Source organism: Bradyrhizobium sp. STM 3562, assembly GCF_045571435.1.
Lineage (GTDB): Bacteria > Pseudomonadota > Alphaproteobacteria > Rhizobiales > Xanthobacteraceae > Bradyrhizobium.
The window spans coordinates 4,422,882-4,437,981 of sequence record NZ_CP120694.1 but is presented as its reverse complement, the minus strand read 5'-3'; the positions used below and the strand labels follow the sequence as shown (position 1 = coordinate 4,437,981).

Below are 15,100 nucleotides of genomic sequence, written 5' to 3'. Positions count from 1 at the left end.
GGCGGTTCGTTCATGCTTGTCGACAGTCACTGCCACCTGGATTTTCCAGACTTCACCGGCGACCTCGACGGGATCGTGGCGCGCGCCGCCGAGGCGGGGATCGGCCGCATGGTCACGATCTCGACACGGGTGCGACAGTTGTCGGCGCTCATCGCGATCGCCGAGCGCTTTCCCAATGTCTATTGCTCGGTTGGCACCCATCCGCATCATGCAGATGAAGAGGATGGCATTTCCCCTGATGAACTGGCCGAGCTGACCCGGCATCCGAAAGTCGTGGCGCTGGGGGAGGCGGGGCTCGACTATTTCTATGACAATGGCTCGCCGGCGGCACAGGCGCGCGGCTTCCGCGCCCATATCGCGGCCGCGCGCCTGACCGGTCTGCCGCTTGTCATCCACACCCGCGAGGCCGATGAGGATTGCCGCCGCATCCTGGAAGAGGAAGTCGCTAAGGGACCTTTTCGCGCCGTGCTGCATTGCTACACTGGTGGGCGGGACCTTGCGATGAAGGCAATCGAATTGGGCCTTTCGATCTCATTCACGGGCATTCTGACGTTCAAGAAGTCCGAGAATTTGCGCGCGCTGGCCGCTGAGCTGCCCGCCGACCGCATCATGGTCGAAACCGACTCTCCTTATCTCGCGCCCGGCAAATTCCGCGGCAAGCGCAACGAGCCGGCCTATGTCGTTGAGGTCGCCAAGGTGCTGGCGGAGGTACGCGGCGTGTCGCTCGAGGAGATTTCGCGCCAGACCAGTGAGAATTTCTTCCGCCTGTTCTCGAAAGTGCCGGCGCCGCAGACAGCATGACGCTCACACTCACAATTCTCGGCTGCGGCTCGTCGGCCGGCGTTCCGCGCCCGGCGCTCGGCTGGGGCCGGTGCGATCCGAACAATCCGAAAAATCGCCGGCGCCGCTGCTCGCTTCTGGTCGAACGGGTCACCGGGCAGGGCGTCACGCGCATCGTGATCGACACCTCGCCTGATCTGCGCGAGCAATTGATCGATGCCAATGTCGATCACCTCGACGCGGTCTTCCTGACGCATGAGCATGCCGACCAGACGCATGGGATCGACGATCTCCGCTCGGTGGTGATCCACCAGCGTCGGCGCATTCCGACCTATTTCAATCAATCCACCGCCAAGGACATCATGGCGCGGTTCTCCTACTGCTTCATTTCGCCGGAAGGCAGCGACTATCCGCCGATCCTGGAGCGGCATGGGATCGAAGCCAACGAAAGCCGCAACATCGAAGGCAAGGGCGGCACGGTGACCATGTCGGCCTTCCAGGTGCAGCACGGCAACATCCCGGCGCTCGGCTATCGCATTGGCAACGCTGCCTATTCGCCTGATCTCAACGACATCCCACAGGAGAGCTGGCCGTTCCTGGAAGATCTCGATCTCTGGATCGTCGACGCGCTGCGCTATGCGCCGCATCCCAGTCATTTCAGCGTCGACGACGCTCTATCCTGGATCGATCGCTTCAAGCCGCGCCGGGCAGTGATCACCAACCTGCATTCCGATCTCGACTACGAGGTGCTGCGGCACAAGCTGCCGGAGAACGTGGTGCCAGCCTACGACGGAATGAGGTTGGAGGTGGGGTGACGGCCGAAGGCTGTCATTCCGGGTTCGCCTCCGCGAGGCGCCCCGGAATGACAGCAAGCGCTATGCCGAAATCGCCTTCGCCGACTGCATCTGGTTGCGCAGCAGGAATTTCTGGATCTTCCCTGTCGAAGTCTTCGGGATCGGCCCGAACACCACCATCTTGGGCGTCTTGAAGCCGGACATTTGGCTGCGGCAATAGGCGATGATCTCGGCTTCGGTGGCGTTGGCGCCCTCCTTCAATTCGACGAAGGCACAGGGCACTTCACCCCATTTCGGATCGGGTTTTGCCACCACGGCGGCGAACAGGACGGCGGGATGTTTGTAGAGAACATCCTCGACCTCGACGGACGAAACATTCTCGCCGCCGGAGATGATGATGTCCTTGGAGCGGTCCTTGATGATGACATAGCCGTGCTGGTCGAGCACGCCGAGATCGCCGGTGTGAAACCAGCCCCCCGCAAAGGCTTCCCTGGTCGCCTTCTCGTTCTTCAAATAGCCCTTCATGACGATGTTGCCGCGGAACATGACCTCGCCGATGGTCTGCCCGTCGCGCGGCACCTCGCGCATGGTTTCCGGATCGAGCACGGTAACGGCTTCCTCCAGCGGATAGGACACGCCCTGCCGCCGCTTCATCTGCGCGCGCTCGGCGGCCGGCAACTCATCCCAGCCGGGCTGCTCGGCGCAGACGGAGGCGGGACCATAGACCTCGGTGAGGCCGTAGACGTGGGTGAGCTTGATGCCGATGCGCTCGGCGCCCTCGAGCACCGCGACCGGCGGTGCCGCACCCGCGATCAGGCCGGCTACGCGTCGCGCGGCCGTGCCCTTGGGCGCGTCGGGGGCATTGATCAGCGTGTTGTACACGATCGGCGCGCCGCACATGTGGGTGACGCCGTGCGTCTTGATCAGCTCGAAGATCTTTGTCGGCTCGACCTTGCGCAGACAAACATTGACGCCGGCGGCGGCGGCAACTGTCCACGGGAAGCACCAGCCGTTGCAGTGGAACATCGGCAGCGTCCAGAGATAGACCGGATGCTCGCCGAGCCCACCTGCGAGGATGTTGCTCACGGCGTTCAGATAGGCTCCGCGATGATGCGTCACGACGCCCTTGGGATTGCCGGTTGTACCCGACGTATAGCTCAGGGCGATCGCGTTCCACTCGTCGTCGGGATAGCGCGGGACGAAGCTGGCGTCGCCTTGCGCGAGGGCGGCCTCATATTCGATGTCGCCGATCCGCCTGCCGCCGGCGAAGGACGAATCATCGACGTCGATCACGAGCGGCTTCGGCCCGCTCATCAGCTTGAGCGCCTCGCTGATCACGTCCGCGAATTCCGGGTCAACCAGGATGATCCTGGCGCCGCCGTGATCGAGCTGGAATGCGATCGAGGGTGCATCGAGGCGGATGTTCAGCGTGTTCAGCACAGCGCCCGTCATCGGCACCGCGAAATGCGCTTCGTTCATCGCGGGCACGTTGGGCAGCATCGCCGCCACGGTATCGCCGCCACCGATGCCGTGCGCGGCGAGATAGGAGGCAAAGCGCCGGCAGCGCGCGTAGGTCTCGGCCCAGGTGAAGCGGCGGCCTTCATAGACCGTGCTGGTGTGGTCGGGGTAGACGGCGGCGCTGCGCGCAAGGAAGCTCAACGGCGTCAGCGGCACGTAGTTGGCGGCGTTCTTGTCCAGACCGATATCGTATTGGTTCACTTTCCCATCCATCGGCCACCTCCCGTTTATAAAAAAACTTACAGGAACCCGATCGAGATCCATGGAAATACAGCGACGATGATAAGTCCGACCAGGAGCGCGAGCAAATAACCCCAGATCGGCCGGATGCCTTGCGCCGGATCAACCCGCCCGATCGCGCAGGCCGCATAATACCCTACGCCGAAGGGCGGAGCGAACAATCCGATGCCCATGGCCAGGATGATGATCATGGCATAGTGCACCTCGTGGACGCCGACGGTCCGCGCGATCGGGAACAGAAGCGGGCCGAACAGCACGACGGCAGGAATACCTTCCAGCACGCTGCCGAGAATGGTGAAGGCCACGATCGACACCGCGATAAACGATGCGGCGCCGCCGGGCAGGCCGGTCATGGCGGCGGCGAGCGCGCGGGAAAATCCGGATTGCGTTAGCCCCCAGGCCATGCCCGTCGCGGTGCCGATGATCAGCAGGATGGCGCCGGAGAGCGAGGCCGTCTCGATCAGCATCGGCATCAGCCGTCTCCAGTCGAAGCGGCGATAGACCAGGAGCCCGACGACAAGGCCGTATACAATGCCGATGGTCGAGACTTCGGTCGCCGTTGCCACCCCTTCCACGACCGCGGCGCGGATCACGAAGGGCAGGGCAAGTGCGGGCAGGGCGACGATTAGCGAGCGCACCACCTCGCCGAAGCCCGCCCGGCGGACGTGGCTCAAATCCTCCTTGCGGTAGCGCCACCACACCAGCGCCGACAGCGTGACCGCCAACACCACGGCGGGCAAGAGACCGCCGGTGAACAGCGCCGAGATCGACACGCCCGTGACCGAACCGATGGTGATCAGCACAAGGCTCGGCGGAATGGTTTCGGTCTGCGCGCCGGTCGCAGCGAGCAGGGCGACGAGATCGCCGGGTTTGGCGCCGCGCTGCTTCATCTCGGGAAACAGCACCGGCGCGACAGCGGCCATGTCGGCGGCCTTCGAGCCGGAAATGCCCGACACCAGGTACATCGCGCCGACCAGCACATAGTGCAGGCCGCCACGGACATGGCCGAGGACGTTCGCCAGGAACGCGACCATGGCCCGCGCCATGCCCGTCATCTCGATCAGAAGTCCCAGGAAGACGAACAGCGGCACCGAGAGTAGGATCAAATGGCTCATGCCCTCATCCATCCGCCCGACGAGCACCGACAGCGGCGTGCGCGTGGTCAGCGCGAGATAGCCGAACACGGCAAGCCCAAAGCCGAATGCGATCGGTACGCCAGCGAACACGCAAAAGCCGGCAACGCCGACGAAGAAGATCACCAGGTTGAGATTGCCGAGCGGCCGCAGCCACGGCTGGGCCAGCCAGAACAGCCCGATCAAGGCGGCCACGGAAATCGCCGCCGCGAGCACCAGCTTGACGTTGCCGCTCCGTGCCAGCCGCAACAGCGCAAACAGCGCCATCAGGCAACTACCGATCGGCAGCGCCAGCGCGCGCCAGATATTGGGGATCTGCAGCGCTGGCGTCGTGATGAAGCTTTCGTCGTAAGCGTATTCGTAGGCCGGCCAGACGATCAGCAGCAGGAAGGCCAGCTCCGCGCAGGTCGCGACCACGTCGAGATAGGCCCGTACAGGCGGACTGGCGCTGCCCACGATAGCGGTCATCCGCATGTGTTCGGAACGCCGGAATGCGACCGCCGCGCCCAGCATGGCCAACCACAGGAACAGGATCGAGGCCAGTTCGTCCGACCAGATCAGAGGCTGCCGCAATCCGTACCGCGACACCACGCCAGCAAACAGGATGACGATCTCGGCAACGACCAGGATCGCTGCCGGGATCTCGACCATCAGCCCCAGCCCCCGTTCGATCGATGCCACAAGGGAAGGGCGGCGAGGCGATTTCAAGGTCACCTCACCGACCGCAGCTTCCGTGATCTCGACTTCCGTGATTTGGACCTGGGCCATGGCGGCACCCGTTACGACAGCTTGCCGACCGCCTTTTCCAGGAGCGCCCAGGCCTGCTCGCCGTATTTACCTTTCCATTCGGCGTAGAATCCGGCGGCCTTGAGCTTGTCGCGGAATGGTGCCGTGGCCGGCTGATTGAAGACGAGGCCCTTGGCCGCCAGTTCCTGTTGCAGATTCGCATTCAGCTTGGCGACATCGGCACGCTCGTTCACCGCCGCCGCATTGATGTGCTTGGCGACGATCGCACGCATGTCGGCCGGCACGGCCTGCCAGGCGCGGCGATTGCCCAGGAACCAGAACCCGTCCCACATATGATTGGTCAGCGAGCAGTATTTCTGCACCTCGTAGAGCTTGGCGGTCGAGATGATCGCCAGTGGATTTTCCTGGCCCTCGACCACCTTGGTCTGCAGCGCCGAATAGACTTCGCTGAAGTTGATCGAAGCGGGCGCCGCGTCGAAGGCCTTGAACATCGAGGTCCAGAGCGGCGAGACCGGAACGCGGATCTTGAAGCCCTTGAAGTCGTCCGGGCCATTGATCGGCCTGGTCGAGGACGTGGTCTGCCTGAAGCCATTGTCCCAGATCTTGTCCATGACCTCGAGGCCGGCCTTGTTGATCTCGCCGCGCACATGAGCGCCGAGGTCGCCATCCATGGCCTTCCAGACCGTATCGTAGTCCGGGAACGCAAAGCCGATGCCGTTGATCGAGGCCGCCGGCACGAGCGTCGACAGGATCAGACCCGACAGCGTGAAGAACTCGATGCCGCCGGAGCGGACCTGGCTCAACATATCGGTATCGGAGCCGAGCTGGTTATTCGGAAAGATCTGGAGCTCGAAACGCCCGTTGGTCTCAGCCTTGATCGCCGCGGCCATCTCCTTGGCGCGCGTGTTCATCGGATGGGTGTCCGGCAGGTTATTGGCGTATTTGTACGAGAACTCGGCCGCCTGAGCCCGCGCCACCATTGGGGCTCCGAGACCGCCCAGGACCGCCGAGGCAGCGGAAGCCTTCAACAGTGTGCGTCGTGAAAAGCTCATCTCATTCTCCCTGAAGCTTCTTGTTGTTGTGGTCGCAATACGAACTGCGGCGCAGCGGGTGGGTCGGGGTCAGCCTTGATCCCGTCACGAGCGCTTATTGCAGCGTGCGTGGCGGACGGCAATATCGGCTTTCTGAGAAGTGAGCGCGTAGGGTCCAGCGGGTGTCAGGAAACTGGCCGCGATCGCCCATATTGACGCGACGCACCAGGATTTTGGCGTAAATGTCTGATCTTATTCGATATAAATATATTCCATAATATACCTTATGCGAATCATAGATGCGGCTGACGTCAGCGGATGTCTTGTCGTAGCGGCCGCCAGATGTCTGCATTCCCTTCACACGCGATTCCTGCACCAGCTACGCTCCGGACCGGAAAGCTCGGCTGAAACATCACCGGCTCTTCCCAACACGTCGGCCGATTTGAACGTACTCCGCCCAAGACGAAAGGCGGCGCGGGCCTCCGTCCTCGGATCGGGAAGTCGTCCGACCGGTCAGATGCCAAACACTCCCCGAAGAGTCCGGCTTGAGCTCAAGAGGAAGACGAACCCGAGCGCCAGCAGCAGCACGCCGAGCCAGGTCGTCGTCCACCCTCGCCCCTGGTCGCCCGCCTCGGCCATGGAAACGGCAATTGGGGCGGCCGGAGGCACCGAAGTCGCCGGAGGCACTGAGGTCACCGGAGGCACTGAGGCGCCAACCGCGTCGCTGGCGGCCGGCGCGGCCACCAGAAGCTTCTCGACGTCGACCTGGCGGGGCGTGGGATGATCAGGCGTGAGCTGGTCGCTGGCGGGCTTGGCGATGACCGGCGCCGGAGGCACGAGCGTCGCGGCTCCGGTAACATGGACGGGAGCCGCATCGACCACCTCGAGCTCCGGCGGTGGCGGCGCCGGCTGGAGCGGTTCCGCTGGCGCCGCGGAGCGTAGCAACTCCGCACGCGCATCCACGACCGCTTTCCGCTTGTGCGACGTGGCCTCGTTCTCGTTGCGAGAGGCAGCATTTTTCGCGGCGTGGCGACGAACTTGCTTCTTCGTCGCGGTCCCTTCGGCAGCCTGGAACCAGCATTTGCGTTGGCCGTCGAAACGGTAGACCCAGTGCTGGCCGTCCGCCGTGGACTTGCCGGGTTGCGGCAAGCACTCGTCTTCAGGGCGCGCGGGTGCAGTGGCTTCCGGAGCAGCGGCGGTATCGGGGGAGAACAGGTTGGCGAAGGGATTCGAAGATGCAGGTGATGTCGACAGACCCGCGGCGAGGAAAAGAAAAGCGGCGAACGAAAATCGCAAATGACCGGACATGGCACACCCCCCGGTGTTGCGCCCCGCCCGGCTATGACCTTTGACCCGGGACCTGGGTCGCAATGCGACTCAAATCCGGCAACGCGAGGGATTCATTCTGGCCCGGAACCGGTCCTCCTCCTTACTTCGTCGGTCCTCATAATGACTATAGATTGCGCTTTCGTTCTCTCACACGGAGACGCCATTCATCGAACGTCATGGCCTCTTTTGCGCTCATCCAGTCGTCCTGCAGGCGCCACATCTTCTCTCTGTTTTCCGGTTTCTTCATTTCGAAGTGGTAGAGCTTGTCCGCTTCCTCGCACACCTGCACTAATAGTCGAGCAGTCGAGATCCTGAGGGACTGCGAACACGATTGCTGCATGCGTTCGAAGCGCCAGCACCATCGATAATCTGCGAAGTCAGCTTGACGCTCGGATTCGCTATCGCTCGGACGAGACGCGTTCTGCTGCACGTTGTCACCAAAGCCGTCGCGGGACAGATTGTCGCAGCGAGCGTTGCTAATTCCAGCGATCACAGCAACATCTGCGCGCGCACCGCGCAAACCTGGAGCAATTCCAGACCATCCCCCATCGTGCTCCGAAGATGCCTGCGATAGAGCGGGCGACCAAAAATCATACCGGCGAAGCCGGCACATTCGGAGCATCACAGCGTGACAGCAACTGCATCTCACTCGCGGTTCAACACTCGGCTGCACCTACTACAACTGATCTACGTGCAAGTGATCTGCGTCGGAGCGATCGGCGCACTTGAGCTCTCGCTGCCCGGTGGCACCGCGCAGGCGCAGGCGTCACTTCCCCCGGTCACCGTGGATGCTCCGCAGCAGCGCACGCGCTCCCATGCCGTCCAGTCATCCCGCCGCGCTGCAGCCGCGCGAGCGGCGCGCACCAGCCGCGCCGCACGTTCGCCCGAAGCTGCGGCGGTCGCAACCGCGTCAGGTGCCGGTGCTGGCGAGCGCGCCAATGGTCCGGTCCATGGCTTCGTCGCAACCCGCAGCGGCACCGCGACCAAGACCGACACTCCGATCATCGAGACCCCGCAGTCGATCTCCGTCATCACCACCGACCAGGTCAGAAACCAGGGCGCCGAATCGATCGGCGCCGCGCTGCGCTACACCGCAGGCGTCAGCGGCGACGTCAATGGCGGATCAGACACGCGCTTCGGCGGCCTGCAGATCCGCGGTTTCGATATGACCATGCCCGGCCTCTATCTCGACGGCCTGCGCTTGCCCGCCTCCAACTACGTTCATTTCAACGGCCTCGATCCCTACGGCGCCGAGCGGCTCGAAGTGCTGAAGGGGCCCTCCTCGGCCATGTATGGCGGCAGCGGCACCGGCGGCATCCTCAACTATGTGAGCAAGCTGCCGACGGCGCAGCAATTCGGCGAGATATCCGTCTCGGGCGGCAGCTTCAACCGCTACCAGGGCCAGTTCGACGCCGGCGGAGCCGCCAACAAGGAAGGCACGGTGCTGTGGCGCCTGACCGGGCTTGTCCGCGACGGCGAAACCCAGGTCGACTTCACCAAGGACAACCGCGTCTTCATCGCACCCGCCGTCACCGTCAAGCCGAACGACGACACCACCATCACGTTTCTGGCCAATTACCAAAGGGACAGAGCGGGCTGGGGTCTGCAGTTTCTGCCGGCCTCGGGCACGGTGTGGCCCAATAACGGCCGCATCATCCCAACCTCGTTCTTCGCGGGCGTTCCTAATTTCGATGCATTCAACACCGAGATCGCCACGGCCGGCTATCAGTTCTCGCACGACTTCAACGACGCCATCACGTTCCGGCAGAACCTGCGCTATGCTTGGCAGCACAACGAGGAGAAGGTGTTCTACGGCGCTGGCTATGCAGACGAAGCCGCGGGCCTGCTGGCGCGCGCCGGCAGCACGAGCAACTCGACCATCAATTCATTCGCGGTCGACAACCAGCTCCAGGGCAAGTTCACCACCGGCCTCCTCGGCCATACGACGCTGGTCGGCCTCGACTACCGCAACACATCCTTCCGCGACACCGCCTATGCGGTGACGACCTCGAGCCCCGATATCAACGTGTTCGCCCCGGTCTACAGCAACGACTGGACCATCGGCGGCCTTACCGACGATACCGGCATCAAGCAATCGCAGGTCGGGCTCTACGCTCAGGACCAGATCAAGATCGGCCGGGTGTCGTTCCAGCTCGGCGGGCGCCAGGATTTCGTGACGACGACGGTGGACAGCGGCCTTGCCAACACCACCGCCTCGACCGATGCCTCCGCCTTCACCGGCCGCGCCGCCGTGATGTATAATTTTGACAACGGCCTCGCGCCCTATTTCAGCTATTCCGAATCGTTCCTGCCGGTGCTCGCGGCCGATGCCGCGGGCCAGTTGCTGAAGCCGGAGACCGGCGTTCAATACGAGGTCGGCGTCAAATACCAGCCGGTCGGACTCAACGCGCTGTTCACGTTGGCCGCATTCGACCTGACGCGCGACAACGTCGTCACCTATCCGCCTCCCCTCTACACCGCCGAACAGACCGGACAGGTGAGATCGCGGGGCATCGAGCTCGAAGGGACGGCGTCGCTGGCCGAGGGCTGGAATCTGCGCGCCGCCTACGCCTACGTCGATGCGGTGGTCACGCAAGATCCGGTGAATGTCGGCAACACGCCGAGCACGGTGCCGCTCAATCGCTTCTCGCTGTGGAGCGACTACACGCTGCAGGGCGGGCCGCTCGCCGGCGTGCAGTTCGGCGGCGGCATCCGCTATGTCGGCGCGACCTGGGGCGACGACGCCAACACCTTCAGGGTTGGCGCCTCGACGGTGGCAGACGCGCTGATCGCCTACAGCAAGGACAATTACCGCCTGGCGCTGAACGTCACCAACATCGCCGATACGCGCTATGTCGCCGCCTGCTACAGCCTGTCGGGTTGCTTCTACGCCGAAGGCCGCAAGGCAGTCGCCAGGCTGACCTATCGCTGGTGAATTTAGAACATCTCCAAGCGCGACAATTCGACGCCGCGGGTCGATCGACGAGCGGCGTCCACCCTCGCTAGTGAGACACACGACGACAGGGGCAGAATGTCATGAGATCGATCCTCGGGCGACTGCATCGCTGGGCGGGCCTGCTCACTGCCGGCTTCCTGTTCTTTTCCGGCATCACCGGCGCGATCATCTCATGGGACCACGAGATCGACGAGATCCTGAACAAGCATCTGTTCGAGGTGAGCAGCAGCGGTCCCGCGATTCCGTCGGTCGATCTTGCCAGGCTGATCGAGCAGCGCGACCCGCGCGCACGGGTCGTCCACATCTTCACGACCCCGGAAAAAGGCCGATCGCTGTGGTTCTTCGTGCTGCCGAGAGTCGATCCCGCAACCGGCAAACGCTACACGCTCGACTACAACCAGATCTTCCTCGATCCCAACACGGGCGCAGAGCTCGGGCGGCGCTATTGGGGCGCGGTGTGGCCGGTGACAAAGGAGAACTTCGTCTCGTTCCTCTACAAGCTGCACTACACGATGCACATTCCGGAATTCTGGGGCAGCGATCGCTGGGGCATGCGCATCCTTGGCGTCATCGCCATCATCTGGACCGTCGATTGCTTCGTCGGCTTCTATCTGACACTGCCCTCCCGCCGACGCGCCAGTGCGTCGCGAGCGCCTGCAGTCGAAGGTGAACTCGGCCGTGGCTTCTGGGCGCGCTGGGCGCCGTCCTGGAAGATCAAGACCTCAGGCAGCGCTTACCGGATCAACTTCGACATTCACCGCGCCTTCAGCCTTTGGGCGTGGGTGCCGCTGTTCGTGATCGCCTTTACGGCCTTCTCACTCAATCTCTATTTCGAGGTGTTCTCGCCGCTGATGAAGATGGTGTCGAACTACACTCCGACGCCATATGAGCTGCGGCCGTATCGCCATCTTGACGATCCGATCGAGCCGAAGGTCAGCTTCGCGGACATCGCGGCGCGTGCGACAGCAGACGGCGGGAGTCGCGGCTGGACCACGCCGGTCGGCTCGATCAATTATGGGCCCGCCCACGGCGTCTATGCCGCGGCGTTCTTCTCACCCGGCGACGATCATGGTGCCGGCGGCGTCGGTCCGGCGCAGCTCTATTATGATAGCGCGGACGGACGCCCGATCGGCGAGAGGCTGCCGTGGGTCGGCACCGCCGCGGACATCTTCGTGCAGGCGCAGTTTCCCCTTCACTCCGGTCGCATCCTCGGGCTTCCGGGCCGCATCCTGATCTCGATGATGGGATTGGTGGTTGCGGCGCTGGCAGTGACCGGAGTCGTGATCTGGTGGCGCAAGCGCCGTGCTCGTGTCCGGATGCGCGAGATCAATGCAACACGCAAGCTCCAACGGCTCGCGCCCGCGGAATAGCGCGGGCCTTTGCCTTCAGCACGATGAAAAGCCGGTGGCGGCTTCCATTCGCGGTCATGTCCCTCAGTTCGCACAGCGCCCAGAACATCTCCCTCTCACGGAGGGCATCCGCGGTGACCGCGCTGCCGTCGGCGAGCACGACATCGGCGGCAATCAGATTGTCGAGGGCGAGCCCGAACCGGCCGATTAGCGTTCCATAGCCGCCCCACAAGGTGAGGCCGGCCATTCCGACGCCGCTGCAGGAGCCCGTGGCAGCGACGAGGCCCAGACGATCCGTCGCCACGAGCAAGTCAGCGGTCCGGGCGCCTCCCCCAACCAATGCGCTGCGCCGATCTGGGCTGATGATGACGTCGCGCATGTCGCCGAGGTCGAGGACCAGTCCGTCGCACAACGCCCTCCCCGCCCAGTCGTGACCGCCGCCGCGAACGGAGAGAGGGAGTCCGGCGCGGCCCGCGGTGTCGATCGCCGCTTGGACGTCCGCGGCGCGGCGGCAATGCACGACGGCTTGCGGCATGGCGCCAGTCTGCTTCGCCCAGAGCGCCGTGGCCGTCCGGTAGCGGCCATTGCCGGGGCGCGATAACGCGGCCGGGCAGACGTTCGCCTAGCCGGCGCAGCGCCTTTTCTGTGAGATCGGTCATTTGTAGCTGCCTTGCTGGTCGGGCTCAGCAGCCCCGACAGATCGTGAGCTTGCGATCGACGGCACGGTCCTCTTCGCTGACGCGTTCGAGATCGCTGGGGTTTTCGGACGGAACGTCTTTCGCCTGCGGCTGGCGATGGCCAATTGGCGCGCCTCGGGCCATTTGCATCTGCGGGGACGGCACCTCGATCACGGACGATTTTGCAAGGCCAACGGTCTCGCCAGAGGCTGTGCGGCTGCTGAGTAGCGCTGCCAAAACGATGCTTCGGATCAATTTGTGCATGGTCGGATATCCAGGCGCTTGACAGTGGAAGGCTCTACCGGGGCAGCGCCGCGCGCCGGGATGGATACCCGGCCCTCGCGAGTGATGATGTCCTTCTTGCGGCCCACGAACAGCAGCTCACTGTCCTCGCCGCGCTGCATCAGATCCCCGGTATGATACCAGCCGCCCTTCATGCTCTCCGCCGTCGCCTGCGGATCGTTCCAATAGCCGGCGAACAGGTTTGCGCCGCGCAGCAGAAGCTCGCCAACTTTGCCGTCGGCGACGTCCTCGCCATGCTCGTCGACCAGCCGGATCTGCGCGTCCTGCCCTATCCGCGTCACGCAGCCACGCTTGAGACCGAAACGCGGGAAAGCCGAGGTGCCATGTGCACTGGTGGCGCTCGATCGTATCCAAAACCTCGTCGGCGTCGAAACTCTCGAGCAGCACAAAGACGGCGCCGAGTTGCACATAGCACAAGAGACTGATCAGCCCGCCCATGTGCGCCAGCGGCAGCGGCATGGTGACGACGTCATCCTCGGCAATTCCCCAGTTCCTGATGAGCTGGTCCACGGAGGCGCCCAAGGTTGTCGGCGTATGAACGACGAATTTGGGTTCTCCGGTGGTTCCGGACGTCGAGATGAGCACCGCGGCTTCGTCCACGGCACAGGAAACCGGCGGACGACCGTTGCTGGCGCCGTCGAACAGACTTTCCGATACCAGACCGCCATCGTCTGCCGGGGTTGCGCCGACGATGAAGCGCTTGTCCCGCCGCAGGATAAGTTCGTCGGCAGGAGCGACGTTGTCGTAAGTTTGCGCCTCGCCAACGTAGAGGGCAGGCCTCAACCGCTGCAAGAGCGGTGCGAGTTCAGCGAATTTGAGCGCGGGTCCGAGTGGCGCCGCAACAGCTCCCAAGCGAAAACAGGCATAATAGGCAATAACAAGTTCCGGCCGGTTCACCATGTGGAGCACCACGCGATCGCCTCGCCTGACGCCGCGGGCCGCCATTCCGCGCGCAACCATTTCGGATTCGCGCAGGATCCGCTCGCAGGTCCAAGCTTCCTCGTGAAAAACGAAAGCTGCGCTCCTGGGCCGGGCTTGCGCCTGCGCCACCAAGGCGTCGAGTGGGCTTGATATCATCGACCTTCTCCCATTGTGCGATGGGAGCGACATTGCAGCGCTCGTGCTACTGCCGGATTTCAGGCTTTCGGGAAATAGTTGCGGCGGTAACCAGCCGCCCGACACGCGGCAAAAACGTGACCAAGCCGACCGCGTCTGTAAAAAGGGCCCGCGCGAAGCGGGCCTTCTGCTGAGGCCTCATCTCCCGGCTATCCCCGGTGGGGCTCGCTTCGCCTGCGGGCGCAGCCTCGCATGAATGGACAAAGCGCGCGTGCTCGGTCGTGCGCCCCGCGCTTTCGTCGTGAGCCGCGCTGCCGCGAGACGTTTCTCAGGCGGCGTTGGTCAGGTGCGATTCGATCTCGCCAATCGGATGTTTGGTGAGGTCCTTGTTGATCTCGGCGATCACACGCGACTTGATGTCCTCGTGGAAAGCATTGCGCAGGTCGGCCAAGGTCTTCGGCGGCGCCACCACGATCAGCGCGGGAACCCTCCTCGTCCGCACCACCTCTTCCATCGCCGCCGCCACCTTCCGTGTAAAGCGATGCTCTTCGATCTGATGCCAGTCGACCGACTCGACCGCGCTGCGCTGACCCGACTCCAGCGCTTTGCTCACCCGCCCCGGTCGCTCGCTGCCCTGCTCATGGGTCGGCGGGTTTTCGTTGGCAAACACGTTTTCCGTCTTCAGATTGGGGAACTTCTCATCGCCCTCGTTGCGCAGGAACAACGCCTTGCGGCCGTCCCCGACGAATACGAAAGCATTATGTGGTATCTTTAATCTGCTCATTCCTTCGCTCCAGGCGATCCACTATCTTCATCAAGGTAGATGTAGGCGCCGGGTTGGAATTGACGAAGATCAAGTGGCCGGCGGATTGCGGTCAAAGCCGCCCGATTGATCCGCATCAATGAAAACTCCGGGGCAAGCGGCGACAATAGCGGCGTTCCCAGCAAGGAGCTTGCGAGCTACGCAAGGGGCAAGATCTGTGGACGTTTAGGATGCAAGGCGCGGAGCAGCCATTGTCTCACATCAGCGCCGCCGCCGCGCGCAAGGCTGCGGCACACCATGAGGCCGACGAAATCCGCCGCGGCGTGACCTGGCAAGAGAAGCTCTTGCTCATCGGCATATTGCTGGTCGTGGCGGGCTGGATCATCTTCCGACTGGCGACGGAATTCGTCACCTGAGATCCAGC

Annotated in this window: 14 protein-coding genes and 1 pseudogene; 5 read left to right on the top strand and 10 right to left on the bottom strand. The window is 63.5% G+C overall.

The features are described 5' to 3' along the window. Window positions 1-12: 12 nt before the first annotated feature. Window positions 13-801 (top strand): TatD family hydrolase, encoded by a 789-nt coding sequence (locus P6U23_RS20540; RefSeq protein ID WP_407174369.1) that lies wholly within the window; start codon window positions 13-15, stop codon window positions 799-801. Continuing rightward, window positions 798-1,595: an MBL fold metallo-hydrolase gene (locus P6U23_RS20535; protein ID WP_407174367.1), complete on the top strand. Its 798-nt coding sequence runs from the start codon at window positions 798-800 to the stop codon at window positions 1,593-1,595. The genes P6U23_RS20540 and P6U23_RS20535 overlap by 4 nt, the downstream gene beginning before the upstream one ends. A 60-nt stretch (window positions 1,596-1,655) precedes the next feature. Here the strand turns inward: P6U23_RS20535 and P6U23_RS20530 are convergent, their stop codons facing one another. The 5 genes from P6U23_RS20530 to P6U23_RS20510 all read right to left on the bottom strand — a co-directional run bounded on the left by P6U23_RS20530 (window position 1,656) and on the right by P6U23_RS20510 (window position 8,092). Then, window positions 1,656-3,305, bottom strand: a complete 1,650-nt coding sequence (locus P6U23_RS20530) for an acyl-CoA synthetase (RefSeq protein ID WP_407174365.1) — start codon at window positions 3,303-3,305, stop codon at window positions 1,656-1,658. A 26-nt stretch (window positions 3,306-3,331) separates the two neighbouring features. Continuing rightward, window positions 3,332-5,233 carry a TRAP transporter large permease subunit gene (locus tag P6U23_RS20525; protein ID WP_407174363.1) on the bottom strand — a complete coding sequence of 634 codons (1,902 nt, stop codon included), beginning with the start codon at window positions 5,231-5,233 and terminating at the stop codon, window positions 3,332-3,334. An 11-nt stretch (window positions 5,234-5,244) separates the two neighbouring features. Then, window positions 5,245-6,264, bottom strand: coding sequence for a TRAP transporter substrate-binding protein (locus tag P6U23_RS20520; protein WP_407174361.1), 1,020 nt, complete (start codon window positions 6,262-6,264; stop codon window positions 5,245-5,247). 492 nt (window positions 6,265-6,756) lie between these two features. Continuing rightward, on the bottom strand, window positions 6,757-7,551 hold the full coding sequence (locus P6U23_RS20515; RefSeq protein ID WP_407174359.1) for a hypothetical protein: 795 nt from the start codon (window positions 7,549-7,551) through the stop codon (window positions 6,757-6,759). A gap of 145 nt (window positions 7,552-7,696) precedes the next feature. After that, window positions 7,697-8,092, bottom strand: a complete 396-nt coding sequence (locus P6U23_RS20510) for a hypothetical protein (protein WP_407174357.1) — start codon at window positions 8,090-8,092, stop codon at window positions 7,697-7,699. Between the two features lie 108 nt (window positions 8,093-8,200). Between P6U23_RS20510 and P6U23_RS20505 the strand changes: the two genes are divergently transcribed. Both P6U23_RS20505 and fsrB read left to right on the top strand, forming a co-directional pair. Beyond that, entirely contained in the window at window positions 8,201-10,507 is a 2,307-nt protein-coding gene (locus tag P6U23_RS20505; protein ID WP_407174355.1) for a TonB-dependent siderophore receptor, read from the top strand. 101 nt (window positions 10,508-10,608) lie between these two features. Beyond that, on the top strand, window positions 10,609-11,898 hold the full coding sequence (gene fsrB, locus P6U23_RS20500; protein WP_407174354.1) for a siderophore utilization protein FsrB: 1,290 nt from the start codon (window positions 10,609-10,611) through the stop codon (window positions 11,896-11,898). Here the strand turns inward: fsrB and P6U23_RS20495 are convergent. The 5 genes and pseudogenes from P6U23_RS20495 to P6U23_RS20475 form a co-directional block, all read right to left on the bottom strand. Continuing rightward, window positions 11,855-12,412, bottom strand: a complete 558-nt coding sequence (locus P6U23_RS20495) for an FAD-binding oxidoreductase (RefSeq protein WP_407174352.1) — start codon at window positions 12,410-12,412, stop codon at window positions 11,855-11,857. The genes fsrB and P6U23_RS20495 overlap by 44 nt on opposite strands. Before the next feature lie 148 nt (window positions 12,413-12,560). Beyond that, on the bottom strand, window positions 12,561-12,728 hold the full coding sequence (locus tag P6U23_RS20490) for a hypothetical protein (RefSeq protein WP_407174351.1): 168 nt from the start codon (window positions 12,726-12,728) through the stop codon (window positions 12,561-12,563). A 77-nt stretch (window positions 12,729-12,805) separates the two neighbouring features. Continuing rightward, window positions 12,806-13,138: a hypothetical protein gene (locus tag P6U23_RS20485; RefSeq protein ID WP_407174349.1), complete on the bottom strand. Its 333-nt coding sequence runs from the start codon at window positions 13,136-13,138 to the stop codon at window positions 12,806-12,808. Between the two features lie 72 nt (window positions 13,139-13,210). Then, a pseudogene (locus P6U23_RS20480) lies at window positions 13,211-13,934 on the bottom strand (AMP-binding protein); the annotation flags it as partial. Window positions 13,935-14,241: 307 nt separating this feature from the next. Further along, a complete protein-coding gene (locus tag P6U23_RS20475) occupies window positions 14,242-14,697 on the bottom strand; it encodes a host attachment protein (protein ID WP_407174347.1) in 456 nt (151 codons plus the stop codon). Window positions 14,698-14,927: 230 nt separating this feature from the next. On the opposite strand from P6U23_RS20475, the gene P6U23_RS20470 reads away from it, so the two are divergent. After that, entirely contained in the window at window positions 14,928-15,092 is a 165-nt protein-coding gene (locus P6U23_RS20470) for a hypothetical protein (protein WP_407174345.1), read from the top strand. Window positions 15,093-15,100 lie beyond the last annotated feature (8 nt).

Excerpts from the sequence above, each read along its gene's own strand:
- P6U23_RS20540 (WP_407174369.1), top strand. The coding sequence starts at position 13 with ATGCTTGTCGACAGTCACTGCCACCTGGATTTTCCAGACTTCACCGGC.
- P6U23_RS20535 (WP_407174367.1), top strand. The coding sequence starts at position 798 with ATGACGCTCACACTCACAATTCTCGGCTGCGGCTCGTCGGCCGGCGTT.
- P6U23_RS20530 (WP_407174365.1), bottom strand. The coding sequence starts at position 3,305 with ATGGATGGGAAAGTGAACCAATACGATATCGGTCTGGACAAGAACGCC.
- P6U23_RS20525 (WP_407174363.1), bottom strand. The coding sequence starts at position 5,233 with ATGGCCCAGGTCCAAATCACGGAAGTCGAGATCACGGAAGCTGCGGTC.
- P6U23_RS20520 (WP_407174361.1), bottom strand. The coding sequence starts at position 6,264 with ATGAGCTTTTCACGACGCACACTGTTGAAGGCTTCCGCTGCCTCGGCG.
- P6U23_RS20515 (WP_407174359.1), bottom strand. The coding sequence starts at position 7,551 with ATGTCCGGTCATTTGCGATTTTCGTTCGCCGCTTTTCTTTTCCTCGCC.
- fsrB (WP_407174354.1), top strand. The coding sequence starts at position 10,609 with ATGAGATCGATCCTCGGGCGACTGCATCGCTGGGCGGGCCTGCTCACT.
- P6U23_RS20495 (WP_407174352.1), bottom strand. The coding sequence starts at position 12,412 with ATGCCGCAAGCCGTCGTGCATTGCCGCCGCGCCGCGGACGTCCAAGCG.
- P6U23_RS20475 (WP_407174347.1), bottom strand. The coding sequence starts at position 14,697 with ATGAGCAGATTAAAGATACCACATAATGCTTTCGTATTCGTCGGGGAC.